This is a genomic window from Nocardia higoensis NBRC 100133 (assembly GCF_000308595.1).
Taxonomy (GTDB): domain Bacteria; phylum Actinomycetota; class Actinomycetes; order Mycobacteriales; family Mycobacteriaceae; genus Nocardia; species Nocardia higoensis.
Window position 1 is genome coordinate 67,068 of the sequence record NZ_BAGA01000145.1, and the last position, 24,628, is coordinate 91,695.

The following is a 24,628-nucleotide window of genomic DNA, read 5'->3' on the forward strand; positions in this document are numbered from 1 at the left end:
GACGACAAGGACAAGATAGCGAAATCTACGACTTGCCGAATACTTCGGAAGATTTCGCTGTTCACACGCGCTACGGTTTCCGGGCATGGACCCCGTGCGCAATCCGTATGCACCAGGAGCCGGCCAGCGCCCGCCCGAACTCGCCGGACGCGACAAGCAGTTGCAGGCCTTCGACATCGTGCTGGAACGGGTCGCCCGCGGCAGGCCGGAACGCAGCGTCATGCTCACCGGACTGCGCGGTGTCGGCAAGACGGTTCTGCTCAATCAGCTTCGCTCGGCGGCGGTTTCGCGCGGCTGGGGCACGGGCAAGATCGAGGCCAGGCCGGACCAGGAGCTGCGCAGACCACTGTCCTCGGCGCTGCACATGGCGACCAGGGCGGTGGCCATGTCGCACCGCAATCCCGAGCGCGTCGACGATTTCCTCGGCATTCTCAAGGCTTTCGCCCTGCGCGCCACCGCCGACAAGGGGATGCGCGACCGCTGGCAGCCCGGCATCGACGTGCCCGCGGTGGCGGGCCGGGCCGACTCCGGCGACATCGAGATCGACCTGGTGGAGCTGCTCGAGGAGGCGGCGGCGCTGGCGGGCGACATCGGCGTCGGGATGGCGATCTTCATCGACGAGATGCAGGACCTCGGCCCGGCCGATATCTCCGCCATCTGCGGCGCCTGCCACCAGCTCAGCCAGGACGCCGCCCCGCTGATCGTGGTCGGCGCGGGCCTGCCGCATCTGCCCGCCGTGCTCTCGGCGTCCAAGAGCTACTCCGAGCGGCTGTTCAGTTATCACCGCATCGATCGCCTCGACCGCGAATCCGCCGACCGGGCGCTGCTGGCGCCCGCCGAACGCGAAGAGGTGAAGTTCACCGAGGAAGCACTGGAAGCGCTGTACCGCAAGGCCGACGGCTACCCGTACTTCGTCCAGGCCTACGGCAAGGCGACCTGGGACCAGGCGCCGGAGAGCCCGATCACCGCCGAGGATGTCGAGGTCGCCGCGCCCGCGGCCGAGGAGGAGCTGGCGGTCGGCTTCTTCGGCTCCCGCTACGAACGCGCCACCCCCGCCGAACGCGAGTACATGCGGGCGATGGCCGACCTGTCCGGCGACGACGGCCCGGTGGCGACCTCGGCGGTGGCCGCCGAACTGGGCCGCAAGCCCGCCTCGCTCTCCCCGGCCAGGGACGGGCTGATCAAGAAGGGCCTGATCTATTCGGCCGAACGCGGCACCATCGGTTTCACCGTTCCGCACTTCGGCCGATATCTGCGCAGCGTCTGACCGATCATCCGGTATACGACTTCTTCTCTCCTGGAACATAATCGCAGCCGAGGCCGAGAATAAGGCCGGGATATTATCCGCGGTGGATCAGCCCCGCAAGGGTTGTCATCATCGAGCGCATCGACACTGGTGGGAGCGTCATTTCTGTGCAAGCCTGAATGTCATGCCAGCGAATCCGTTCCGTGCCGCGTGTCGCCGCTGACCATCTCTTACGGATAGCCCGGTTCGAATTCAATCATTTCGCTCGCACCTGAAGAAACACAGTTCCCGCCGGTCGTCGAACCGTTTTTCCGGCCCTGCTCGAAGAAGGCCTCCCATGTTGAATCTGCGTCGTTTGTTGTTGCTCCGCGATCTGGCGGAACTGGGTACGGTAACCGCGGTAGCCGATCGCCGCAGCATCACCAGTTCGGCCGTCTCCGCGCAACTTCGAGTGTTGGAGGACGAGGTGGGCGCCGTTCTGTTCCGTCGCTCGGGACGCAACGTGCGGCTCACCGCCAGCGGGGAGATCCTGGTCGAGCACGCGCGCAACATCATTCGCGATGTGGACGCCGCGCTCGGCGCGGTCGCCGCCACGCAGGAGCGGACCGGGGGCCGGATCGCGATCTCCGGCTTCGAGACCAGCATTTCGACATTCGCCGGGCCGCTGCTGCAACGGTTGGGCAACGCGAGACCGGAATTACAGGTGCGGGTGGTCCAGGCCGACAGCTCGACCTCGCTGCGCGCCCTGCGGCACGGGGATATCGATGTCGCGCTCGTCTCCCGCCTCCACTTCCACGCCGACGTCTCGCTCGGCGGGCTGCACATCGAGGAGTTGCTCTACGACCCGCTGGTGCTGCTGGCGCCACGCCGGCTGCACCGGCACCTGCGCACGCTGGGCCCGCGAGCCGCGGAGCAGGAACCGTGGATCACCGGACGGCCGGAGACCGGCTTGGCCGAGGCGCTGGTCCGGCTCGGCGAACGCGTGGGATTCGTTCCCCAGGTGACGCACCGCGTGATCGGGGCGCCGAACATGTGCCAGCTCGCCGCCGCCGGGATCGGCCTGACCCTGGTGCCGCTGCTCTCGGTGCCCGAATCCCTGCGCGAGCTCGTCGTGGACGGCCTCGACGTCGGCGGGCGCTCGATCAGCGCACTGCACCGCGAGGGAGCGGCCGGTAACCCGGCCGTCTCCCTGGTGATGCGCACGCTGCGCGAGGTCGCCCGCGAACGCGACCTCGCGGCGCGGGACTTCCTCTCCCTCGGGCTCGACGTGGCCTCATGAGCCGGGCCGGCCCGGTGCGGCGAGGCACCGGGCCGGAGATCGATCGATATCGGAGCGCAGGCTCGGGCGCCCGGCCGGCTCAGGGCACCACGGCGAGCCGGGGCTCGGACCCACCCGCCGGATCCTCGTTCTCCGCGTCGATCAGGCCGGGCGCCACGCCCACCGAGGGCTGGCTGAGCGGCTCGGCGTCGTTGAGCAGGTAGTCGCCGAGCTGGCGTTCGCGGTAGATGACCGGGTTGTGTGAGGCCAGCGTGCGAGCGTTGCGCCAGTGCCGGTCCAGATGCAGGCTGTTGTCGAGCGCCGAGGCGCCCCCGACCTCGAAGATCTCGTTGGTGGCGCGCAGCGCGAGGTCGATCACGACGCTCTGCGCGCGATAGACGTCGAGCTCGGCTTCCAGCTCCAGGGCGTGCACCGCTGCCTCGGCGGCCTCGGTGCGTCCCGCGGGCCCGGCGGTGCGCAGCGCGAACCGGGCGTCGGCGGCACGATCCAGTCTGTCCGCGGCCCCCAGCACGATGTCCCTGAGAGCTCGCGCGACCGCGTCCACCCGGCCGATCACCTGCTGCACCTGCGGGTCCTCGCGCGGCAGATCGGCGCCTGCCTGGCTGTAGGAGCGGCGCCTGCGCCGCACGAATCCGGCGATGTCGTCCACCGCCCGTGCGGTGATGCCCGCCAGCGTCGCGAGATGGACCAGTTGCACGATGGCCAGCTGCCCGGCGAAGACCCGGTCGGTGGGGATCACGTCCTCGGCGGCGACGGGCACATCGGTGAACACGGAGGTGCCGCTGGCGCTCATGCGCTGGCCGAAACCCGAGTAGTCGTCGAGCAGCCGGACCCCCTCGGCGCCTGCGGGCACCAACGCCGTCACCCGCTGGTCGTCCGCGCCGACCACGGCCACCGAGATGTAGTCGGCGTACAGGCTGCCGGTGCTGTAGTACTTGGTCCCGTTGAGCAGCAGGCGATCGCCGTCGGCGCGCAGCGTCGCGTTGGTGCGCCCGCGGACGTTGCCCGAGCGTTCGCTGCTGGCATTGCCGACGATCGCGCCCTCGCCGATCAGCCGTAGCCAGCGCCCGCCGCGTTCGGTGTCGCGCTCGCGCAGCCGGTCCTCGGTGAACCGGAAGTGCACCCGCAGCGCCTGCACCAGATTCGATTCGGCGGCGCCGAGTTCGATGAGCAGCAGGAACAGCTGCCGCAGGGTGACGCCGCCCCCGCCGAATTCCCGCGGCACCCGCAGCGCGCCGAAGCCCTGTTCGCGCAGCCGGCCCGCCTCCTCCAGCGGGAGTCGCCGCGTGGTCTCCCGGTCGAGGGCGCCTTCCGCGATGCGCTCGAACACGGGACGGAAACGTTCCAGGAGTTCCGCGTCGGTGGGTGCGGCTTCGGCCTGCGGCGAGCTCGTCTGCTCGGCTGTGGACATGGTGATCTCCTTCGATCGGAACCGGATTGGGGGATGAGTCGGGATACCGGATGGGAGGTGGCAGAACGAAGACGGCTCAGATCCGGGCGGGCACCGGTTCGGCCGCCGCGGCGTGATCCCCGGCGTACGCCCAGCCGGGCACCGATTCGATGAGGTCGCGGGTGTAGTCGTCGGCCGGATCGGTGAAAATGGCGTCGGCACGGCCGGATTCGACGACCACGCCGTGGCGGAGCACGGTGACCTCGTCGGCGACCTGCCGCACGACGCCGAGGTCGTGGGAGATCAGCACATAGGTCGAGCCGAGTTCGCGTTGCAGGTCGACGATCAGTTCCAGGATCCTGGCCTGCACCGTCACATCCAGTGCGCTGGTCGGTTCGTCGAGCACCAGTACCTCGGGCTCCAGCGCCAGCGCCCGCGCGATCGCCACCCGCTGACGCTGCCCGCCGGACAGCCGCACGGGCAGCGCGTCGTAGGTGTGTTCCGGCAGCCCGACCAGGCGCAGCAGTTCCCTGGCTCGCCGGGCTCGGGTGGCGCGGGTGCCGATCCCGTGCCGCAGCAGCGGTTCGGCCACGGCGCGCGCGGCCGTGTATCCGGGGTCGAGCGCGACGGACGGATTCTGATAGACGAGCTGGATCCGGCGGCGGGCCCGGCGCAGCGCGGCCGGGTCGGCGGGGTCGAGGACCTCGCCGTCGACGAGCACCCGGCCCGAGGTCGGGCGCTCCAGGCCGAGGATCAGCCGGGCGAGAGTGGTCTTGCCCGAACCGGATTCGCCGACGATGGCGTGCGTGGTGCCGCGCGCCACCCGCAGCGTGACATCGTCCAGGGCGAGGAAACCGCCGGTGCGACCGTCCCGCCCGCCGGGACGGGCGAACACCTTCGTCACGCCCTCCAGCGCGATGGCGGGCGGCGCCGAACCGGCCGGGCCGTCGGAGGCAGGCCTGCCGAACTTGTCGGCGTTGAGCGCGGGGACGTCGGCCAGCAGCCGCCGGGTGTAGTCGCTGCGCGGGCTGTGCAGCACCGCGGATGCCTTGCCCGCCTCCCGCACCCGGCCGTGCTCGAGCACGACGAGGTGGTCACAGCGCTCCTTTGCCAGCGCGAGATCATGGGTGATCAGCAGGACGCCGAGACCCAGGTCCACGCGCAGCCGATCGATCAGGTCGAGTACCCGGCGCTGCACGGTGACATCCAGTGCGGAGGTCGGCTCGTCGGCGACCAGCAGCCTCGGGCCCGCCGCGATGGCGGAGGCGAGGATGGCGCGTTGCAGCATGCCGCCGGAGAGCTGGTGCGGGTACTTGCGCGCGACTTCGGCGGGACGCGGAATGCCGACGGCGTCGAGCAGTTCCACCACTCGGGCGGACAGCGCCTCGTCGGTGCTGCCGGTGGCACGCAACGTCTCGGTGAGCTGGCTGCCGATCGTGCGCACGGGATTCAACGAATTCGCGGGATCCTGCGGCACATAGGCGATCTCGTTGCCGCGCAGCTCGCGCAGCCTGCGTCCGCCCAGGGTCAGCAGCGATTCGCCGCGATAGCGGACCGTGCCCGACTCCACGACGGCGTTGGGCGCCCCCAGGCGCAGCACCGTGCCCGCGACGGTGGACTTGCCCGAGCCGGATTCCCCCACCAGGGCGAGCGTCGCGCCGTCGGGGACGGTGAACGACACATCGGTCACCGTCGGCCGGACCCGCCCGCGTACCCGGTATCCGACGGTGAGTCCCGCCACGGTGAGCAGCGGCGGCCCGAGCGGCGTGTGCGGATCAGTCATCGGTGGTCAGCTCCTTGACGAAGGCGCTCAGGCGGTTGAACGCGAGCACGGACACGACGATCGCGACGCTCGGCACGGCGACCATCCAGGGCGCCGAGAACACGTAGTTCTTGCCCTCGGAGACCTGCACGCCCCACTCCGGCGAGGGCGGCGAATCGCCGTATCCGAGGAAGGCCAGCGCGGCGATGGACAGGATGGCCGCGCCGAACTGCAGCACCGACAGCGCCAACACGCTGGACCACGCGTTGGGCAGGATGTGCGACAGGATCAGTGCCCGGCTGCGCGCGCCCACCAGCTCCGCGGCCTCCAGATAGGGCAGGCTCCTGATCCGCAGAACTTCCGAGCGCATCAACCGGGCGAAGACGGCGATGGCGGAGACCCCGACCGCGATCGCGGCGTTCACGGTCGAAAAACCCAGTGCCACCACGATCGCCATGGACAGCAGCAGCCCGGGGATCGCGAGCAGGGTGTCGACGATACGCATCAGCACCACATCGATCGGCCGGTCGGCCCAGTGACCGCCGACGAGCCCGATCGCGGACCCGGCGACCAGCCCGATCGCCACCGCGATCAGGGCGCTCACCACCGACATGCCGGTGCCATGCACCAGCCGCGAGTAGATGTCGCGTCCCAGGTAGTCGGTGCCGAGCCAGTAGGTGCCCGACGGCGGCAGCAGCACCTCGTCCGAATGCGGTGCGAACGGGTCGTGGGTGCTGAGCAGTCCGGGTGCGAGCGCCGCCAGCAGGATGGCCGCGAGCACCAGGCCCGCGAGGAGGGTGGCCGGGTTCGACCGCAGGCGCGCGGCCCGCCGGGTGGCACGGGTCCGCCCGGTCTCGACGGGATCGTCCTGCGGTGCGCCGGGCGGAACCGGCGAGACGAGTGCTGTCATGCCGTGACCTCTTTCTTCCCGGCAACGTTCGCCGGCACCTGCGCCGGAACCTGCAGCGGCTGCGAGGCTTCCGCGCCGCCGGCTTCCCCGGTCGCGGCGCGCAGTCGCGGATCGAGGACCGGGTACAGCAGATCGACCGCGAGATTGACCAGCACCACCACACCGGAGGCGAGCAGGATGATGCCGAGCAGCGTCGGCGAATCCTGGCTCGACACAGCGGCTTCGATGACCGAGCCGATGCCGTGCCGGTTGAAGACCGCTTCGACGATGACCGAGCCGGTGATCAGTTCGGCGACGGCGAGTCCGAGCATCGTCACGCCGGGCAGCGCCGAGGGCCGGACCACATGCGCGCGCAGCAGTCGCGCCGGGCCGAGTCCTTTCGATCGCGCGAAGGTGACGAAGGGCTCGCCCTGGGTCCGGTGCGCGTTCTCGATCAGCACCCTGGCCAGCGGTGCGGCCACCGGCAGCGCGAGCACCGCGGCGGGCGGGATCGCACCGGTCCAGCCGTCCGCCTTCAGGGTGCTGAACAGTCCCAGCTGGTAGGAGAAGATCTGCAGCACCACGAGACCGATGACAAAAGTCGGCACCGAGAGCAGGGCCGCCGGACCAGCGGTGGCGAAGCGGCGCAACGGTTCCCACGGTGCGGTTGTCGCGAGCGCGGTCAGGCCCGCCGCCAGGACGACCGCGAAGAGTGTCGTGACGGTCGCCAGTTCGGCGGTGGCGGGCAGCGCTTCGGCGATACGGTCGCGCACCGGTTCGACAGTGGTCAGCGAATAGCCCAGGTCGCCGTGCAGCAGCCGGCCGAGCGTCTGCCGCAGCTGCACCCACACCGGCTCGTCCATGCCGTAGTAGGCCAGCAGCTGGTCGACCTGCTCGGGGGAGAAGTTGGCCTCCGGGTCGCTGAGCCTGGCCCGGATCGGGTCGCCGGGCAGGAAGAACAGCAGCAGGAAGACCACCAGGTAGGACAGGCCGAGCACGACCAGTCCCTGCCCGGCCCTGGCCAGGAAGTACCTCGGATAGGAGACGACGGGCCCGCGCATCAGTCCGCCAGCCAGGCGTCGTAGAGATAGGAGCGGCCCAGCGTCTCGGCGCGGAAGCCGTACAGGTTCGGCGCGGTCACGAAGGACTGCTGGGTTTCCTGCAACGGCACGACCAGCGCGTTGTCGAGCAGCCAGCGCTGCACGTCGTCGACCGCCGCGGTGCGTTCCGCGCCGACGGGCAGGGTGTTGATACGGGCGAGCAGGGCGTCGATGGCGGGATCGGTGTTGCCGCCGACGCCGCCCGATCGGTAGCGGGCCCACAGCTGACTCACGTCGGCGCCGGTCTGATGACTCCAGACGAAGACGTTCTCCGGTTTGGTGGTGACCGCGGTGTAGGTGGTCCGGTCGAGTTTCACCAGGTCGATGCCGATGCCGATGCGCTGCAACTGGATCGCGATCAGCTCGGCGTCCTGCACGGCGGCCACCCAGTTGGGCTCCGGGTACAGGGTGAAGGCCAGGCGCTTGCCGTCCTTGGTCCTGATGCCGTCGGCGCCCCTGGCGGTCCAGCCCGCCTCGTCGAGCAGCCGGTTCGCCCGGTCGGCGTCGAAGTCGTACTCGCCGGTGATCTCGCGGTGACCGGGAGTGCCGCGCTGGACCAGGCCGGCGGCCTTCGCCCAGTTGTCGTTGTAGACGGCCGAGATGATCTCGTCGATGTCGATGCCGTGCTGGATCGCCTGCCGCACCCGCAGGTCGGCGATCAGTTCGTTGGCCGACGGGTTGATCGACAGTTCCCTGATCGCGCCGAACGGACGCGCGCCGTAGTAATGGAATCCCTTGCTCTGCAACTGCTTCTCGTCGGTGATCTGCACGTCGCGCGCCAGGTGTGCCTGGCCGGAGAGCAGCAGCCCGGTGCGCGAGGAACCCTCGCTCGACACGATGTAGGTGACCGAGTCGAGATAGGCCTCGCCGGTGTGGCCGACGGAGGCGGGCGGCCAGGCGTACCCGGACCGGCGCACGATGCGGATCTCGGTGTCGGCCTTCACCGAGTCGAGCACGAACGGACCGCTGCCGATGGCGTTGCGGATGTCGGCGGCCTGCTCGTAGGGCAGGTCGAGGGTCTTCTGGGCGACGATCGAATGGCGGAGATCGCTGAGGCCGTTGAGGAATCCGGTATCGGTCTGCTTCAAGTGGATGCGTACCTGGTTCGCGCCGACCGGCTCGGCCCGCTCGTAGTTCACGAACTGGGGTCGCGACGGGGTGTAGCCGCGCGCGGGATCGCCGAAGCCGAACCGGTCCAGGTTGGCGACGACGACGGCCGAGGTGAGCGGGCTGCCGTCGCTGAAGGTGACGCCCTCGCGCAGGGTGAGCAGGAATTCGGTGTAGTCCGGGTTGTGTTCCCATTCCGACGCCAGCCAGGGTTCCAGCTCCCCGGTCTCGGGATCGAGGTACACCAGCAGGTCGAACAGGTTCACCGACACCGAGGAGTTCTGCCACAGGCGCAGGTCCTGCTGGGCGAAGCTGGTGAACGCGCCGCTCTCCAGGAAGATCACGTCACCGCCGCGTTGCGGCTCGCCGCCGCCGCCCGAGCCCGGCCCCCCGCCCGAACAGGCGGTCACCGACAGCGCGACGACGGCGAGCGCCCCGGCGATACGCCGGAACCGGGTGAAGACGGTCATGGTCGAGTACTCCTCGGTGAAGGTGGGGAAAGGTGGATCAGCCGGCGAGCGCGGCGGGCAGGTCGCCGTCGAACGGGACGAGTTCGTCGATGTGGACGGTGACGCGCTTCAGCCGGACCAGCCAGCGGGTGCGGGTGCCCGCGGCGGCCGGGTCGAGCGGTTGCCATCCGATGCGGTCGCGGTGGGTGGGAAGGACGAGCAGCGCGGCGGGATCCGGCAGCGGGACCACGATGTGGTCGAAGAGGCCCGGGAAGTCCTCGACCACGAGTTCGGCGTCGAAGGCCGCCAAGGTCTGCCGCGCGTCCGGGGCGCGGCCGTCGCGCCACTGCCGGGAGCGCACGTCGGTGGCCGCGGTGAGCACCGCGCCGCGGCCGATGTCGCCGAGCACCGCATTGCGGGACCGGCCCGCAGGCAGTCCGGCGAACACGCCGGTGAGGGTGACATGCGGGGCGAGGGCGGCAGCCAGGTCGTCACCCAGTGCGGCGAGTTCGGCCAGCAGGCGCGAACCGGTCCGCGGGTCGCGCCCCGCCGTGGCCAGCGCGCGCACGCTCACCAGGTGATCGATGGCTTCACGGAGCGCGGCGGCGCGCACGCCGCCCGCCCCGGTGGCCGCGGTGTCCACCGGAAGCGCGGGATCGTCGAGGATCTCGCGCACGGCGGCCACGGTGTCGTCGTCCAGAATCGTGGTGCCGGGAGCAACCATGGCTCAGCTCCTGAGGAAGGGATAGGCCCGCGAGGCGCGGGATGGGATGCCGACCGTCGCGCGATGCGTGACGTCGAAGAACGCGTTGATCCCGTTGCGCCGTCGCGCTCCCACCGAGCGGTGGTACTCGGTGCCGTCGGCGGCGTTCATGATCGCGCGGGTGTTGTTGAAATCGCGCAACTCCCGCTGCAGCGAGACGAAGTGCGTGCCGGGCCTGCCGTCCTCGACGGTGGCGAAATCGCGCCGGTTGATCACCGGGACGTTGTCGACCCTGGCCCTGGCCGCGGCCTGCGCGTGCCCGACGATGCCGTGCTCGCGCACGGTCCGCTCGTAGGACTCGTAGTCGCTGGGGGCGTCGTCGGAGAACTGCTCGGCCTGGCTCGCCGTCACCGTCGGCGCGTAGAGCAGCGCCGCCTGCTCGTCGCGGCTCCTGGCGTGCCAACGCGCCACGTCGAGCACGATGCGGCTCACGTGCGCGGTGGTTCCGCCCGCGAGCGGACCGGATTCGATGGTGATCGACTGTTCAGTGGCCTGGTTGCCCCGATGGATCGAGTGGAATCCGAACAGCAGCGGCGAGTTCGCCGGGATGCCGAGATCGGGCAGCGCCTCCGACGGCAGGCCCGCGCCGACGAATCCGCGCCGGACCTCCTGCACTTTCAGGTATTCGCCCTGGGCGCCGGTGCCGGTGCCGAAGAGCGCGTCGAAGGCGGCGTCGAGGATGTCGGGATGGTCGGAGGCCAGGTGCACGACGAGATCCGGGTCGTCGAGCACCGGATCCTCCCAGCGCGACATCCGCGCGGGCGGGTTGATCAGGCCGCTGTGCTCGGTGTGGCGGTCGAACCAGCGTTTGCCCCAGCCGAGCGTCGACAGCAGGCCGTCCGGGCCGTAGGCGAAGCGGGTCTCCAGTTCTGCGAGGGTGTGCTCCAGGTGGCGGGCGCCCGCGGCGGTGGGCGAGCTCGCCAGTTCGGCGAACACGAGCAGCTGGCGCCGGGGCGGGATCGGGCGTCCCAGTTCGTCGCGACCGAACGTCGCTTCCCATTCGTGTTGTCCGGCAGGCAGACTCATCCCGCGACCGCCTCTGCGGACAGGACGGCCTCGTGATCCGGCGTCAGCGCCGCGAAGCGGGAGACCAGGTCGGGACCCTCGTCGGCGCCGGGGATGCTGAGGTCGTAGAGCGCGGCGGTGCGCCCGGCAGCGGCACCGGGATGTTCGACGGCGGTGAGCACGGCGGTCGCGATGCTCTCGGTGCTGACCAGTCCGTCGGCGTGCTTGTCGCCGGTGAGCCGGGTCCGGTAGGCCGGGTCGTGGATGGTCGACAGCCAGGTGGGCCGCAGGATCGTCCACGGATTGCGGCCGGCGCGCAGATGCGCCTCCAGCGCGTGCAGCGCCCAGGTGTTCGGCTTGGCGTTGCGGTGCGTCACGCCGTGGCCGACCAGGAAGTGCGAGATCAGCACGATGTGCAGATCGGGACGTTCCGCGGCGAGGCGATCGAGCACGAGGTGACCGAGGCTGCGGCCCGCGACCTCACCGTCGACCGGCTGCCACATGCCCGCCGGGGTCGCGATCGTCGGCGCGAGGATCAGCGCGTCGGCGCGGGCCAGGGCGGCATGCGCCTCCTCGACGGACACCGGTCCGTCGGTGGGACGCTCGTAGCCGTGGCCACGCTCGCGCGCCCGGCGCTCGGTCTGTTCGCGGGCGTTCCAGATTCCGTTCACATGGTGGGTGCCGTCGGCAGCATCGACGCCGAGCACCGGACTGAATTCGACGATATGGGACATGGGGTGACTCCTCTGGTCGGTGTGCTCACCAGGTGGGGATGGGAAGCCCGAGATGTTCACGCAGGGTGGTTCCGGCGTAGTGACGGCGGAACAGGCCGCGCTCCTGCAGGATCGGGACGACCTCGTCGACGAAGGGATCGAAGCTCTCGTCGATGACGTCGAACATCAGGTTGAAGCCGTCGACATCACCGGTGGCGAACCACGATTCGATGGTGTCGGCGACGGTCTTCGGTCCGCCGGTCACGGTGAGGTGACCGAAACCGTCCCGGACGATCTCGCGCACGGTGCGGCCGGTCTCGGCGAGCGTGGCCAGCGAGCGCAGGAAGCCTTCGGAGGTCGCGCGACGCTGTGCGGCGAAACGGTCGGCGTCCAGCGGCAACGGCGCGTCGAGATCGATCTCGTCCGGGGGGAGGCCGATCCGTTGCGCGAGCAACGCCAGGGTCGTCGCCTCCGATTCCGGGTCGGCCAGTTCCTCGCGCCTGCGCTGCGCCTCCTCGTCGGTGGCACCCAGGTAGACCACCAGGCCGGGCAGCGCCAGCACCGGTCGCCTGCCCGGTGCGCGGATCGCCGCCGAGGCCGCGTCCAGACGGCTGCGGTAGTCGCGGGCCGCCCGCGGTGTCGCGGCGGCGACGAAGGTGGCGTCGGCGTGCCTGGCCGCCAGGTCGAGGCCTTCCGGTGAACCGCCCGCCTGGAAGACCACCGGCAGGCCCTGTTCCGACGGCGGCACCAGACCGCCGCCGACGACCTCGAAGAACGCGCCGCGATGCGCGATCGGGCGGACCCGGTCCTTCACCGCGTAGCGGCCCGATTTCTTGTCGGCGACGATGGCGTCCGGCGCCCACGTCCGCCACAGGTCGAGCACCACGTCGAGGAACTCCTCGGCCCTGGCGTAGCGCTCTTCCTTCGGCGGCAGCTCGGCGAGTCCGTAGTTCGGCGAAACCAACGGGTTGTAGCTGGTGACGACGTTCCAGCCGGCCCGGCCGTGCGAGATCCGGTCCAGACTGGCGATCGAGCGGGCCAGGTTGAAGGGGTGGTGCCACGACGAGGACACCGTCGCCACCACTCCCACTCGCTCGGTCTCCAGAGCGGCCGCCGTCAGCGCGAGGATCGGGTCCAAGGTGGCACGCTGCGGTTCGTTCTCCCAGGTCGGGGTGAGCGCGGGCACGTCGGCGGTGAAGACCGCGTCGAACAGGCCGCGCTCGGCGGTCCGGGCGATCCGCGTGTAGAAGCCGGGATCGGCGGTGCCCAGGGGGTCGATGCCCTCCCGGCGCCACGCGTTGCGATACGAGCCGTGCCCGGGGCAGTTGACGCCCAGGTGCAGCGGCGGTTGCTCGGGCACGTCCGCTACCTCTCGCTCAGGCGTGCGCGGGCAGCAGGGCGGGACGATGCGCGCGCCCGCGGCGGCGCGGCGCGGGATCGCGATCCAGCCAGGGCGGCAGCCAGCCCTCGTCGGCACGGTTCAGCGTCACGCCCGGTGGCACGATCTCGTCGATCGCGTCGAGCACCGCCTCGTCGAGCACGATCTCGGGGACGTCGAGCAGGCTCTCCAGATGCTCGTAGGTGCGCGGACCGATGATCACGCTGTCCACCTCCGGGTGTTCGAGCACGAACGCCACCGCGAGCTGGGGCAGTGTCAGGCCGGCCTCCGCGGCCACCTCGGCCAGCCGGATCGCGATCTCGCGCTTGGTCCGGTTGACCGGCAGCTCGGGGTCGTGGCGGGCCGGCTGGCGCGCCGCGCGGGCCGACGCGGGCGCTTCGCTGCCCGCGATGTGGCGGCCGGACAGCCAGCCACCGGCCAGCGGGCTCCAGGTCAGTACGCCCAGGCCGTAGCGCCCGGCGATCGGCAGGGTCGCGCGCTCGGCGCCCCTGGCCAGGATCGAGTACGGGGCCTGCTCGGTGGCCGGTCTGCTGCGCCCGTCGCGGGCCGCCGCCCACTGTGCCTCCACCAGCAGGTGCGGTTCGTTGGTGGTGGTGCCGTAGTAGCGGATCTTGCCCTGTCGCACGAGATCGTCCAGTGCACCGACGGTTTCGGCGATGTCGACCTCGGGGTCGGGCTTGTGCTGCTGGTAGATGTCGATGTGATCGACGCCGAGGCGGCGCAGCGAGTTCTCCACGGCCTGCTGGATCCAGCGCCGCGAGCTGCCGCGGGTGTTCACCCCGTCCGACCATTGGCTGTGGAACTTGGTCGCGATCACCACGTCGTCACGGCGGCCGCGGACAGCTCTGCCGACGATGGTCTCGCTCTCACCCTGCGAGTAGGAGTCCGCGGTGTCGATGATGTTGATCCCCGCGTCGAGGGCGCGGTGGATGATCCGCACCGCCTCGTCGCTGTCGTCGCTCACGCGCGAACCGAAGTTCATCGCGCCCAAGGTGAGCGGGCTGATCTTGACACCCGTGCGGCCGAGCGTGCGGTAACTCACTGCTGTATCCGATCCTTCGACTGACTCGCGCGAATGCGCTGAGCTCAGTCTGTGATCGGGTCACCGCGCGAACAACGAAGTTCCTCTTCGACAATCGGGTAGAGAAATTGGGAGTTCTCCGCGGTCTCGACCGCCTCCGCGGCCCGAGTGTCGGACACCGAGGCTGTATCCGACGTATTCCTAATTCTAGGAAACATCCTAGAGTTCAGTAGAAATCTATCGCGGCCGCCGCCTTGTCCGCGGCGAGCGCACATGACCCTATTCGGCTTTCTAGGGAATCTGCGAGATTCCCGTAGATGCCGCGATGGTCCGCGACCGGGGGGCGGCCGGGCAGCGAGGCGGGAGCGGTTGCGCATCAGGTGCGTAACAACCGGTTAGAGCGGCTAACGGCATGGAAATGGATACCGACATCCCGGCCATACCGCCCCGCCCCGGGGGCTCACGCCACTGGGAGATCGCATGTTCGGATCCCGCACCGGCACCGCGCGCGCCGCTTCCCGGCACGCCGCCATCGAGCCCGCACCCGTCCGCACCGCACCGGATCCGGACAGCAGACCCGTCAGCGTGCGCACCGACGACGGGGTCACCCTGGCGGTGCGCGTATCCGGACCGGACGACGCGCCGCTGACTCTGGTCTTCGCCCACGGCCACTGCCTGCACACCGAGTCCTGGTCACTGCTGTGCGCGCGGCTGCGAACCCGGTGGGGCCGGGACGTGCGGATGATCTGTTACGACCATCGCGGTCACGGCGAGTCCGGCGAAGGGCATCCGGCCACCTACACCATCGATCAGCTCGCCCGCGATCTCGACACCGTCCTGCGCGCGGTCGCACCCGCCGGCCCGATCGTCCTGGTCGGGCATTCGATGGGGGCGATGGTGCTGCTGGCCTACTCGCGGCTGTTCGCCGAGATGATCGGCGCCCGGGTCGTCGGGGTCGGACTGATCGCCGGCGCGGCGACCGGGCTCACCGATATCGGCCTCGGCAGGTTCCTGCACCGCTACACGGTGACCTCGCTGCAGACCGCGATCCGGCGGGCGCCGCGGGCGATGCAGGCCTCCAGAAAACTCTCGCGGTACCTGTTCGAGCCACTGACGCGCGGATCGGACACGGGCGCCAGGACGATCAGCCCACACCTGCTCGCGGTGGCGACCACGGTGCTCAACGAGACCCCGCTGCTGACCATGGCGGGTTTTCTCACCTCGCTCATCCACTTCGACGAGATCGCGGGACTGTACCGACTCGGCGCGGTGCCGACGCTGGTACTGGCGGGCTCGGCCGACATCGTGGTGCCGTTCGCGCACTCGGTGGTACTGGCCTCACAGCTCGGCGACTGCGAGCTGGTGCGAGTGGAGGGCGGCAGTCACAGCGTGATCGGCGAGCGCACCGAGGAGGTGGCCGAGGCCATCGCCCGCCTGGTCGCGCGAACCCGCATCCCGCTGGCGGGCGACAGGGGAGGAGCCACCGGATTCGCCGTCGCGGGCTGACGAAAGCGATTGACCAGCAATCGACAACCGACCTCATCGGGGCGGTCGACGCCCTCGCGACGACCACGTGTCCCAGCGGGGGCAATTTTTCAGCAATTGGTACGGACGAAGAATTCCCGAGACTCCACGACACTGTTCAGGTACTGTGTCTTAGATCACGTTGTGTGGTGGGTCACATGACCCGGTGATGCATGGCCTGCGGGTACCCCGCGGGGCGACGCCCCCGACCCGGGTCCGCACGTCCGCCAGGAACACAGGAGGAAACGATGACACGCAGCGATATCGCGGAACTGCGCTACGCGGTCAACCAGCTCCGGCAATCCATCGGCGCACTGCGCACCCACTACGGCGATGCGAACACCGTGCGCCGGTTGGAGAACGATCTCGAGCGGCTCACCATCGACGCCGACGAGTTCGAGCAGGCGCCGCCGCCCGAGGTCACCCGCAGACCGCAGAACACCATCTATGTCCCGGACAGCAAGTCCGACGAGGCGGCCTGGATGGGCGCACAGGACGAGGGCCTGGGCTTCCACTCCCGTCCGCGCACCACCTGAGGCGGGTGCCGGGTCAGGGACGCTGCGGCCACTTGTTGCGCAGACCCGCGGCCCGGTGCTTCCCGGACCGTTTGCTGGGAGCCGCACCGTGGAAGCGCGCACCCGCCGGCGCCTGAACCGGCGGCGGCGCGACGGCGGATTCGAACAGCGCCGCGATCCCGTGATCGTGGCCGAGCGCGATGGCCTCCAGTGCGTACTGCCCGCCGGTGCGGGAGAGTTCGTGCAGCATCGTCGTCATGATGCGCAGACCGGTCGCGCCGACCGGGTGGCCGAGCGCGATCGAGGAACCGTTGACGTTGAGCCGGTCGTTGGGGTCGAGATCCCACTCCCGCGCCAGCGCGAGCACCTCCACGGCGAATCCCTCGTTGACCTCGATCAGATCCAGATCGTCCATGCCGAATCCGGTGCGTCCCAGCAGCTTCGCGACCGCGGGCGCCGCGCCGAGCGATGCGGTGTCGACATCGCTGCCCGCCGCCGCCCAGCCGACCAGATAGGCCATCGGCTCGAGCCCGAGCTCCTCGAGCCGGTCCTCGGCGACGACCAAGCAGGCCGAGGCGCCGTGCCGGTGGGTGCTCATATTGCCCGCCGTCACCACTCCGTCGGAGAGCAGCGGCCGGAGCGCCGCCAGGGTGTGCGAGGACATCTCCCCGTCGACGCCCTCATCGCGCAGTATCCGATGCCCGCCGGTGTCGTCGGCCGCGATGCCGTACTCGGGCCGGTCCGCGCGCACGCTGACCACCTCGGCGCCGAAGCAGCCCTGCCGCCAGGCCCTGGCCGCCTTGCGATGGCTGGCGGCGGCGAACTCGTCGGCCTCGGCCCGGGTGATGCCGTAGTACCGGGCCACCTCCTCGGCATTGGCCAGATCGATGGAGGACGAGGACCACGCCCGGGCGGCCGAGGCGACACCGCCACCATGGCGCGCCCCGACGGGGCCGTATCCGCTCCGGCCCGGTGCGTAGCCCTCCTGCGCGTAACCGGTGCGGCCGTAACCGCTTTGCGCATAACCGCCCTGTGCATAACCGCCCTGTGCATAGCCACCCGGCGGATAACCGCCCGGTGCGTAACCGGCCTGCCCCGGACCCGCCTGCCCGTAGCCGCCCGGCCCGTAGCCCGCCGGCCCCTGGCCGCGCGGTCCGTAGCCGGCCGGTCGCCGATCACCCGGCGCGTGACCGTTGCGCCCGAGGCCGCCCGGCCCTGCGCCCCCCGCCTCGACGCCGCCGGCCACCACCACATCCGCCGCGCCGGTCTGCACCATCATCGCCGCGGTGATGACCGCCTGCAGCCCGCTGCCGCTGTGCCGATCCGTGACGAAACCCGGTACCGCGAACGGTAATCCGGCATCACGGGCAGCCAGTTTGCTCAGGTCCGGACCGGAGTCGATGCCGGTGCGCGAACACGCCATCGCGACATCCTCGATCCGCCACGGTTCGATGCCCGAACGCTCGATGACCGCCGATAGCACGGTGGAAGCCAGCCATTGCGCCGGCATCCTCGACAGTGCCCCACCGTCGACCCCACTGGGGGTCCGAACCGGCGCGACGATCGCGGCTCTTCTCATGGTCGGTCTCTCCTTACCCGGCTGGATTCCGGAGTGTGCTGACACTCGTCCACGCATGTCAGCAGGTCTCGCTGAGGAAAGGGGAACACGCCGATGTTGCGAAGACGTGACATCTGCGAAGCCATCTCGCCGACGTGAGGCAGACCACGATTGTGTGGCGCAAATCATAGGAGCCGCGCCCGCCCGAGATCGCCGAGACCACCCTCGAGCGATAGTCCACCTGACGTAAGGTGCTGTACATCACATTCAGAGCGCGGACGGCATCGATACTCGACACGGCACGCAATCCCGCGACGGCATCGATCTCCGCCCGCCGAGCGAAACAGCGAGGCGTTCTCCCGTGAGTGCCGCACCGACCGCTGTCCCCGCGGGGACGGGCGTTTTCAGCAAGACCAGGGCCCGAATCGCCGCACGTACCCTGCGCACCGACCGCTGGTGGATACCACCGCTGTTCACGGTGCTCGGCCTGGGCGCCTTCGTCGTCTACGCGACGATCAGATCGTTTGTCCGGACGGCCTATTGGGTGCCCGAGTACCACTACCTCACGCCGTTCTACTCGCCCTGCCTGAGCGAGTCGTGCGTACCGGGCTCGAGCCATTTCGGCACCCCGTTCCCGGAACTGCCGATGTGGATTCCGCTGGGTTTCGTGGTGCTGCCGTTCCTGCTCGGCTTCCGCCTGACCTGCTACTACTACCGCAAGGCCTACTACCGCTCGGTGTGGTTCTCCCCGCCCGCCTGCGCGGTGGCCGAACCGCACCAGCGCTACACCGGCGAGACCAGGCTGCCGCTGATCGTGCAGAACGCGCATCGCTACTTCTTCTATGCGGCACTGATCGTTTCGGTGATCAACACCTACGACGCGCTCTCGGCCTTCCACGGCTCGGGCGGTGGATTCGGCTTCGGACTGGGCAATCTCGTCCTGATCGGCAATGTGACGTTGCTGTGGGCCTACACCCTGTCGTGCCATTCCTGCAGGCACATCACCGGCGGCAGGCTCAAACACTTCTCCGCGCATCCGATGCGCTACCGGTTCTGGACCTTCGTCTCCAAGCTCAACACCAGGCACATGGAATTGGCCTGGACCACCCTGGGCACCCTCGTGCTCACCGACCTCTACGTGCTGCTGGTGGCCAGCGGCACGATCTCGGACCTGCGGTTCGTCAACTGATCCGCACCGGCTTCAGGAGTACTCCCAGTCATGCCAGAAGTGGAACGACATTCCTACGACGTGGTCGTCATCGGAGCGGGCGGCGCCGGATTGCGGGCGGTGATCGAAGCCCGCGAGCACGGCCTCTCGGTGGCGGTGGTGTGCAAATCGCTGTTCGGGAAGGCGCACACCGTGATGGCCGAGGGCGGATGCGCGGCCTCGATGGGCAATGCCAACGAGAAGGACACCTGGCAGACCCACTTCAAGGACACCATGCGCGGTGGCAAGTTCCTCAACAACTGGCGGATGGCCGAACTGCACGCCCAAGAGGCGCCCGCGCGGGTGTGGGAGCTTGAATCCTATGGGGCGCTGTTCGATCGGACCGCCGACGGCCGGATCAGCCAGCGCAACTTCGGCGGGCACACCTACCCCCGGCTCGCCCACGTCGGCGACCGCACCGGCCTCGAGATCATCCGCACCATGCAGCAGAAGATCGTCGCGTTGCAGCAGGAGGATTTCGCGGCGACCGGCGACTACGAGGCCCGCATCAAGGTCTTCGCCGAATGCACGATCACCGAGTTGCTCACCGACGAGGGGCGCATTTCCGGCGCCTTCGGCTACTGGCGCGAGTCGGGCAAGTTCGTGCTGTTCGAAGCGCCCGCGGTGGTACTGGCCACCGGCGGAATCGGCAAGTCCTACAAGGTCACCTCGAACTCCTGGGAGTACACCGGTGACGGACACGCGCTGGCGCTGCGCGCGGGGGCCACGCTGATCAACATGGAATTCCTGCAGTTCCATCCGACCGGCATGGTCTGGCCGCCCAGCGTCAAGGGCATCCTGGTGACCGAGGGCGTGCGCGGCGACGGCGGGGTGCTCAAGAACTCCGACGACAAGCGGTTCATGTTCGACTACATCCCGCCGGTGTTCAAGGGCCAGTACGCCGAATCCGAGGCCGAGGCCGACCAGTGGCTGAAGGACAACGATTCCGCGCGCCGCACCCCCGATCTGCTGCCGCGCGACGAGGTCGCCCGCGCGATCAACGAAGAAGTGAAGGCCGGGCGCGGCACCGAGCACGGCGGGGTGTACCTCGACATCGCCTCCCGGCTGCCCGCCGAGGAGATCCGGCGCAGGCTGCCCTCGATGTATCACCAGTTCAAGGAACTGGCCGATGTGGACATCACCAAGGAGCCGATGGAGGTCGGGCCGACCTGCCATTACGTCATGGGCGGCATCGAGGTCGATCCGGACACCGGGGCCGCGACGGTGCCCGGCCTGTTCGCCGCGGGCGAGTGCTCGGGCGGCATGCACGGCTCCAACCGGCTCGGCGGCAACTCGCTCTCGGACCTGCTGGTGTTCGGCAGGCGCGCCGGTCTCGGCGCCGCGGCCTACGTCGAGGGGCTCGCGCGACGCCCGCGGGTGTCCGAGGACGCGGTGACCGAGGCGGCCCGTACCGCGGTCGCCCCGTTCGATCCGCCCGCCGACGGCCGGGGCGAGAACCCCTACACCCTGCACACCGATCTGCAACACGTGATGAACGACCTGGTCGGCATCATCCGCAAGGAGCACGAACTCGAGCAGGCGCTGGAGCGGCTGGCCGAGCTGCGGGCGCGCTTCGGCAAGGTGACCGTCGAAGGGCACCGGCAGTTCAATCCGGGCTGGCACCTGGCCCTCGACCTGCGCAACATGCTGCTGGTCAGCGAGTGCGTCGCGCGGGCCGCGCTGTTGCGCACCGAGAGCCGGGGCGGGCACACCCGCGACGATCACCCCGGCATGGACCCGGCCTGGCGCAACAGGCTGCTGGTCTGCTCGATCGATACCGGAGCGGCTGCCGATCCGGTCTCCCCGCCGGTGCGGGTGACGCCGAAGGACCAGATACCGATGCGCGCCGATCTGCTGGCGCTGTTCGATCTCGGCGAGCTGGAGAAGTACTACGACCAGGGCGAACTCGCCGGCCATCCGTCCGGCGCCGGGTCGGCGGGGTCTGATTCGGAAGGGCAGGGCTAGGTCATGGGATACGACGCGAAGTTCCGCGTGTGGCGCGGCGACGCCACCGGCGGTGCGCTGGAGGATTTCACCGTCGAGGTCAACGAGGGCGAGGTGGTGCTCGACATCATCCACCGGCTGCAGGCCACCCAGGCTCCCGATCTGGCGGTGCGCTGGAACTGCAAGGCGGGCAAGTGCGGGTCGTGTTCGGCGGAGATCAACGGCAGGCCCCGGCTGCTGTGCATGACCCGGATGTCGACGTTCACCAGGGAAGAACTGGTGACCGTCACGCCGATGCGCACTTTCCCGGTCGTCCGCGACCTGGTCACCGACGTGTCGTTCAACTATCGGAAGGCGCGCGAGATCCCGTCGTTCACGCCGCCTCCGGAGTTGGCGCCCGGTGAATACCGGATGCAGCAGGTCGACGTGGAACGGTCGCAGGAATTCCGTAAATGCATCGAGTGCTTCCTCTGCCAGAACGTCTGTCACGTGGTGCGCGATCACGAGGACAACAAGGAAGCTTTCGCGGGCCCGCGCTTTCTGATGCGGATCGCCGAACTCGAAATGCACCCGCTCGATGTCGCCGATCGCAGGCAGCTGGCTCAGGAGGAGCACGGCCTCGGTTACTGCAATATCACCAAATGCTGCACCGAGGTCTGCCCGGAGAACATCAAAATCACCGACAATGCGCTGATCCCGCTCAAGGAGCGAGTGGCCGATCGCCGGTACGATCCACTGGTCTGGTTGGGCAACAAGCTCTTTCGGCGCTGATCACCTTTCGGCGCCGGATCCGTCCGCCGGCGCCGGGTCGCGGCGGACCTGCCTAGAGCGTGGCGACGACTCCCAACGCCACTACCCACACCAGGACACCCACGAAAAGGGCGGGCAGAAAAGCTCCGGTCAGCACGAATACACCCACTGTCGACACCGCGAAGAGCAACGCGACAATGAGCCATTCCACCCAGTCGCCGGGCCGCAATTTACGGTACCGTGTCTGATAATTCTTGATCCCACGGTCCATGTATTCCGGTTACCCCGCCCGCGCCGGGGATAAACCCCCGTTCCGTTGCCGAATGTGCGTCGTTTCGTGATCTTTCATCCGCGTGTCGGCACGCCTCGGGAAGCGACGGTGTCGTCACTCACAGCGCGGTGGCGTAATCCTTGGCGAGTTCGCGCAGTAAACGCCTGCTCGCCTGCCCGTCCAGGGCGCTGCGGCGCAGACATTCATGGGCGGCCAGGAACCGGTGCACGTCGACCCCGCGCTCCAGGTACAGGTCGCCGGTGAAGCCGGACACGTGCACGATCGGCGGGTCGGCGCGTTTCCCGCGCGCCTCGCCGTCGAAACACAACACGGTGAACGGGCCGGTCGGCTCGCCCAGCGGTACGCCCGCCGCGAACGGCAGCACCCGGAGGCCGACATTCGATCGCGTGCTCAGGTCCGCGAGGTGACGCAATTGCGCCGCCATCACCTTCGGGCCGCCGACCACCCGGCGCAACACCGCTTCGTGGACCACGACCTCGGCGTGCACCGGCGCGGCCTTCCTGATGAGCACCGCCTGCCGCTGGATCCGGGTCTGCACCCGGCGCTCGATGTCCTCCTCGTCGACCTCGGCGGTGAGGTGCCGCAACAGGGCTCGCGCGTAGTCCGGGGTCTGCATCAGCGCGGGAACGAGTTCGGGCTGATAGGAGAACAGTTCCCGCGCGGTTGCCTCCACCCCGGCGTAGACGTCGAAGCCGGCCGGGATCAGTTCACCGAAGGCGTGCCACCAGCTCGAGCCGGGGCGCTGCTTGGCCAGACCGGCGAGCGCTTCCCTGATGTCGTCCGGGATGCCGTAGATCCGGCACAGTTCCTGGATGTCGACGGTGCGCAGGCGGTCGGCCTGTCCCTTCTCCACCCGTTGCAGAGTGGTCGCTCCCCACTCCATCAAGCGGGCGGCGTCGGCGATGGTCAGGCCGGCCTGGGTACGCCAGTCGCGTAGATAGCGACCCAGTTGCCGACGGGCGATCGTCGACGACGAATCCGTCGAGGGGGCTGAATCCAGTAGTGCGCGTGCCGAACTCGGTGTCACCGTCTACGCTCCGTTCTCCTGCTCCGGCCCGGCCGGAGGGCGCATCGGGGCGGACCTGCGAGCTCGGTTCCCCGCGATGTCGCTCGGGTGCTCGTGCTACCGACGTGTTCATCCAATATGGATAATCCTGCACCCCACGACGGATGACGTGCTGGGAATTCGCGCGAAATCTCACAGATCTCCCGCGAGCCGCCCGCCGACGCGCCGCACAAGTGGTGTGCTGGAAGTGTGCTCGGAGCTCGCGTGCGACTGTCCTTGCGCGCGTGGAACTCTCCGGGCGCGTCAACCGATCGCACGCGGGGAACGAGGAATCATGGCTGAAGATGTCATAGCGTCGCCGTCGATGGTCCGAGACGCGGCGGTGGCGTGATGCAGATGGCGAACCAGGGGATGTGGTCGTCCGGGTTGCTCAGTTGCGGTCGCGATCCCGGAATCATGACGACCACGCAGGCACATTCGGCGATGCAACTCCATCTGGACTGCACCGTCGACCGGTGCCTGGTGCGTCGCCGGGCCCGGGCGACGCTGGTCGAGGCGGGCAAATGCGTTCTCGACGAACGCGCCCTACGGATCTGAGCGGCATACGGCCGCCGCGCGAGTCCGCTCACGCGGCGGCCGGTCCGGTAACGGGATGCACGGCCGCGGTCCCGAGCAGCCGGGTTCAGTGCCAGGTGTGGTCGGTGAGCGGGGTGCGCGGCCCGAACTTCGGCTTGCGGGCGTGACCGCTGATCTCCAGTAACCTGACCACCCGATACCGATGCGGGCGAAGAGGTTCCAGATACTCGACCATGCCGTCGTCGTCGAGCGGACGACCGAGCAGCGTCCAGCCGACGATCGCGGCGAGATGGTAGTCGCCGATTGAGAGGGCGTCGGCGTCACCGAAGGCGCGCTGGGCGATCTCGGCTGCCGTCCAGACCCCTATACCGGGCACGGTGCACAGCATTCGAGCTGCCTCGGCGGGAGCGCGCGCAGCGGTGCGTTCCAGGGAATCGGCGATCGCCGCGGCGCGCACGATGGTGCGGGCGCGTTGTGGGCCGACGCCGGCGCGATGGAACTCCCACGACGGGATCCGCCGCCAGGTCTCCGGGCCGGGGGGAAGCAGCAGACCGGCGGGCGCCGGGCCCGGTGTGGGTTCTCCGTACTGCCGCACCAGCTTTCGCCACGAGGCCAGTGCCGAGACGGTGTGCACCTTCTGTTCCAGGACGGAGGGGACCAGGGCTTCGAAGACGCGGCCCGTGCGCAGCATCCGCAGGCCGGGGTGACGGCGATGCGCCTCGCGGACGAGCGGATGCTCGGGGGCGAAGTCGTCGAGATTCTCGTCGAGGCAGAGCATGACGGGCAGGTCGTCGAGGAAGCGCTCCGCGCCCGGGCCCCAGGCACGCGCGTGCACGGTCCGCGGGCCGGCCTGGATCAGCCGGTAGGTGACCGGGCCTGCGGGCGTGCGGACGGCCTGCCAGTGCCCACCCGCGGCATCGCGGTGGGTGCAGGGGTCGCCCGCGCCGCGACGCAGCGGGTCGAGGGTGTGCACGAGGTCGACCGGCCGGGGCGAGACGACCGTCCGGGATCGCCCGCCCTCGATCGCCGGTGTGTTCGGTGCGCGCACCGGTCCATTGTGCGCCCCCGCCCCGGGAGCGGATCGAGGGACATCCGGGCGGCGCTCGGAAGCGGACCTCACGTAACAGACACCC

Annotated in this window: 21 protein-coding genes; 8 read left to right on the forward strand and 13 right to left on the reverse strand. The window is 69.5% G+C overall.

The window, feature by feature from the left end; genetic code table 11:
* The first annotated feature begins 85 nt into the window (after positions 1-85).
* Positions 86-1,267, forward strand: coding sequence for an ATP-binding protein (locus ON26_RS26725; RefSeq protein ID WP_040800037.1), 1,182 nt, complete (start codon positions 86-88; stop codon positions 1,265-1,267).
* Positions 1,268-1,583: 316 nt separating this feature from the next.
* On the forward strand, positions 1,584-2,525 hold the full coding sequence (locus ON26_RS26730; protein WP_040800040.1) for a LysR family transcriptional regulator: 942 nt from the start codon (positions 1,584-1,586) through the stop codon (positions 2,523-2,525).
* Positions 2,526-2,604: 79 nt separating this feature from the next.
* Here ON26_RS26730 and ON26_RS26735 read toward each other — a convergent pair whose 3' ends face one another.
* The 10 genes from ON26_RS26735 to ON26_RS26780 all read right to left on the reverse strand — a co-directional run bounded on the left by ON26_RS26735 (position 2,605) and on the right by ON26_RS26780 (position 14,144).
* Positions 2,605-3,936 (reverse strand): acyl-CoA dehydrogenase family protein, encoded by a 1,332-nt coding sequence (locus ON26_RS26735; protein WP_051027651.1) that lies wholly within the window; start codon positions 3,934-3,936, stop codon positions 2,605-2,607.
* Positions 3,937-4,012: 76 nt separating this feature from the next.
* Positions 4,013-5,698, reverse strand: a complete 1,686-nt coding sequence (locus ON26_RS26740; RefSeq protein WP_040800043.1) for a dipeptide ABC transporter ATP-binding protein — start codon at positions 5,696-5,698, stop codon at positions 4,013-4,015.
* Positions 5,691-6,587 carry an ABC transporter permease gene (locus tag ON26_RS26745; RefSeq protein ID WP_040800046.1) on the reverse strand — a complete coding sequence of 299 codons (897 nt, stop codon included), beginning with the start codon at positions 6,585-6,587 and terminating at the stop codon, positions 5,691-5,693. Before ON26_RS26745 ends, ON26_RS26740 begins: the two co-directional genes overlap by 8 nt.
* The gene (locus ON26_RS26750) at positions 6,584-7,627 is read right to left on the reverse strand and encodes an ABC transporter permease (RefSeq protein ID WP_051027653.1); all 1,044 of its coding nucleotides are present in this window, start codon (positions 7,625-7,627) and stop codon (positions 6,584-6,586) included. The genes ON26_RS26745 and ON26_RS26750 overlap by 4 nt, the downstream gene beginning before the upstream one ends.
* Entirely contained in the window at positions 7,627-9,243 is a 1,617-nt protein-coding gene (locus ON26_RS26755) for an ABC transporter substrate-binding protein (RefSeq protein WP_040800049.1), read from the reverse strand. Before ON26_RS26755 ends, ON26_RS26750 begins: the two co-directional genes overlap by 1 nt.
* 37 nt (positions 9,244-9,280) lie before the next feature.
* Positions 9,281-9,946 carry a hypothetical protein gene (locus ON26_RS26760; protein WP_040800052.1) on the reverse strand — a complete coding sequence of 222 codons (666 nt, stop codon included), beginning with the start codon at positions 9,944-9,946 and terminating at the stop codon, positions 9,281-9,283.
* Between the two features lie 3 nt (positions 9,947-9,949).
* Positions 9,950-11,011 carry a DUF7405 family protein gene (locus tag ON26_RS26765; RefSeq protein WP_051027655.1) on the reverse strand — a complete coding sequence of 354 codons (1,062 nt, stop codon included), beginning with the start codon at positions 11,009-11,011 and terminating at the stop codon, positions 9,950-9,952.
* A complete protein-coding gene (locus tag ON26_RS26770; RefSeq protein WP_040800055.1) occupies positions 11,008-11,724 on the reverse strand; it encodes an NAD(P)H-binding protein in 717 nt (238 codons plus the stop codon). The genes ON26_RS26765 and ON26_RS26770 overlap by 4 nt, the downstream gene beginning before the upstream one ends.
* Before the next feature lie 25 nt (positions 11,725-11,749).
* The gene (locus ON26_RS26775; RefSeq protein WP_040800234.1) at positions 11,750-13,063 is read right to left on the reverse strand and encodes an NtaA/DmoA family FMN-dependent monooxygenase; all 1,314 of its coding nucleotides are present in this window, start codon (positions 13,061-13,063) and stop codon (positions 11,750-11,752) included.
* A gap of 16 nt (positions 13,064-13,079) precedes the next feature.
* Positions 13,080-14,144 (reverse strand): aldo/keto reductase, encoded by a 1,065-nt coding sequence (locus ON26_RS26780; RefSeq protein WP_051027657.1) that lies wholly within the window; start codon positions 14,142-14,144, stop codon positions 13,080-13,082.
* A 459-nt stretch (positions 14,145-14,603) separates the two neighbouring features.
* On the opposite strand from ON26_RS26780, the gene ON26_RS26785 reads away from it, so the two are divergent.
* Positions 14,604-15,629, forward strand: coding sequence for an alpha/beta fold hydrolase (locus ON26_RS26785; RefSeq protein WP_083884375.1), 1,026 nt, complete (start codon positions 14,604-14,606; stop codon positions 15,627-15,629).
* A 266-nt stretch (positions 15,630-15,895) separates the two neighbouring features.
* Positions 15,896-16,183: an Rv0250c family protein gene (locus ON26_RS26790; protein ID WP_040800058.1), complete on the forward strand. Its 288-nt coding sequence runs from the start codon at positions 15,896-15,898 to the stop codon at positions 16,181-16,183.
* Positions 16,184-16,196: 13 nt separating this feature from the next.
* On the opposite strand, the gene ON26_RS26795 is transcribed toward ON26_RS26790, so the two are convergent.
* Positions 16,197-17,741: a thiolase family protein gene (locus ON26_RS26795; RefSeq protein ID WP_245546077.1), complete on the reverse strand. Its 1,545-nt coding sequence runs from the start codon at positions 17,739-17,741 to the stop codon at positions 16,197-16,199.
* A 340-nt stretch (positions 17,742-18,081) separates the two neighbouring features.
* Here ON26_RS26795 and sdhC point away from each other — a divergent pair, with 340 nt between their 5' ends.
* From sdhC to ON26_RS26810, 3 genes are read left to right on the forward strand one after another with little or no spacing between them, the layout of a single operon-like run.
* Positions 18,082-18,909 carry a succinate dehydrogenase subunit SdhC gene (gene sdhC, locus ON26_RS26800; protein ID WP_040800061.1) on the forward strand — a complete coding sequence of 276 codons (828 nt, stop codon included), beginning with the start codon at positions 18,082-18,084 and terminating at the stop codon, positions 18,907-18,909.
* Positions 18,910-18,939: 30 nt separating this feature from the next.
* Positions 18,940-20,892 carry a fumarate reductase/succinate dehydrogenase flavoprotein subunit gene (locus ON26_RS26805; RefSeq protein WP_040800064.1) on the forward strand — a complete coding sequence of 651 codons (1,953 nt, stop codon included), beginning with the start codon at positions 18,940-18,942 and terminating at the stop codon, positions 20,890-20,892.
* Between the two features lie 3 nt (positions 20,893-20,895).
* Positions 20,896-21,642: a succinate dehydrogenase/fumarate reductase iron-sulfur subunit gene (locus ON26_RS26810; RefSeq protein WP_040800067.1), complete on the forward strand. Its 747-nt coding sequence runs from the start codon at positions 20,896-20,898 to the stop codon at positions 21,640-21,642.
* A gap of 368 nt (positions 21,643-22,010) precedes the next feature.
* Here the strand turns inward: ON26_RS26810 and ON26_RS26820 are convergent, their stop codons facing one another.
* Positions 22,011-22,940 carry a helix-turn-helix domain-containing protein gene (locus ON26_RS26820; protein WP_083884376.1) on the reverse strand — a complete coding sequence of 310 codons (930 nt, stop codon included), beginning with the start codon at positions 22,938-22,940 and terminating at the stop codon, positions 22,011-22,013.
* Positions 22,941-23,375: 435 nt separating this feature from the next.
* Here ON26_RS26820 and ON26_RS33985 point away from each other — a divergent pair, with 435 nt between their 5' ends.
* Entirely contained in the window at positions 23,376-23,516 is a 141-nt protein-coding gene (locus ON26_RS33985) for a hypothetical protein (protein WP_169333781.1), read from the forward strand.
* Positions 23,517-23,601: 85 nt separating this feature from the next.
* Here the strand turns inward: ON26_RS33985 and ON26_RS26830 are convergent, their stop codons facing one another.
* Positions 23,602-24,543, reverse strand: coding sequence for a DNA-3-methyladenine glycosylase family protein (locus ON26_RS26830; protein WP_051027659.1), 942 nt, complete (start codon positions 24,541-24,543; stop codon positions 23,602-23,604).
* Positions 24,544-24,628 lie beyond the last annotated feature (85 nt).

Bases quoted from the DNA above. Each gene is read 5' to 3' on its own strand.
- ON26_RS26740 (WP_040800043.1), bottom strand. From the start codon at position 5,698: ATGACTGATCCGCACACGCCGCTCGGGCCGCCGCTGCTCACCGTGGCG.
- ON26_RS26810 (WP_040800067.1), top strand. From the start codon at position 20,896: ATGGGATACGACGCGAAGTTCCGCGTGTGGCGCGGCGACGCCACCGGC.
- ON26_RS26790 (WP_040800058.1), top strand. From the start codon at position 15,896: ATGACACGCAGCGATATCGCGGAACTGCGCTACGCGGTCAACCAGCTC.
- ON26_RS33985 (WP_169333781.1), top strand. From the start codon at position 23,376: ATGACGACCACGCAGGCACATTCGGCGATGCAACTCCATCTGGACTGC.
- ON26_RS26725 (WP_040800037.1), top strand. From the start codon at position 86: ATGGACCCCGTGCGCAATCCGTATGCACCAGGAGCCGGCCAGCGCCCG.
- ON26_RS26770 (WP_040800055.1), bottom strand. From the start codon at position 11,724: ATGTCCCATATCGTCGAATTCAGTCCGGTGCTCGGCGTCGATGCTGCC.
- ON26_RS26760 (WP_040800052.1), bottom strand. From the start codon at position 9,946: ATGGTTGCTCCCGGCACCACGATTCTGGACGACGACACCGTGGCCGCC.
- ON26_RS26755 (WP_040800049.1), bottom strand. From the start codon at position 9,243: ATGACCGTCTTCACCCGGTTCCGGCGTATCGCCGGGGCGCTCGCCGTC.
- ON26_RS26750 (WP_051027653.1), bottom strand. From the start codon at position 7,627: ATGCGCGGGCCCGTCGTCTCCTATCCGAGGTACTTCCTGGCCAGGGCC.
- ON26_RS26745 (WP_040800046.1), bottom strand. From the start codon at position 6,587: ATGACAGCACTCGTCTCGCCGGTTCCGCCCGGCGCACCGCAGGACGAT.
- ON26_RS26735 (WP_051027651.1), bottom strand. From the start codon at position 3,936: ATGTCCACAGCCGAGCAGACGAGCTCGCCGCAGGCCGAAGCCGCACCC.
- ON26_RS26730 (WP_040800040.1), top strand. From the start codon at position 1,584: ATGTTGAATCTGCGTCGTTTGTTGTTGCTCCGCGATCTGGCGGAACTG.
- ON26_RS26765 (WP_051027655.1), bottom strand. From the start codon at position 11,011: ATGAGTCTGCCTGCCGGACAACACGAATGGGAAGCGACGTTCGGTCGC.
- ON26_RS26795 (WP_245546077.1), bottom strand. From the start codon at position 17,741: ATGAGAAGAGCCGCGATCGTCGCGCCGGTTCGGACCCCCAGTGGGGTC.
- ON26_RS26785 (WP_083884375.1), top strand. From the start codon at position 14,604: ATGTTCGGATCCCGCACCGGCACCGCGCGCGCCGCTTCCCGGCACGCC.
- ON26_RS26805 (WP_040800064.1), top strand. From the start codon at position 18,940: ATGCCAGAAGTGGAACGACATTCCTACGACGTGGTCGTCATCGGAGCG.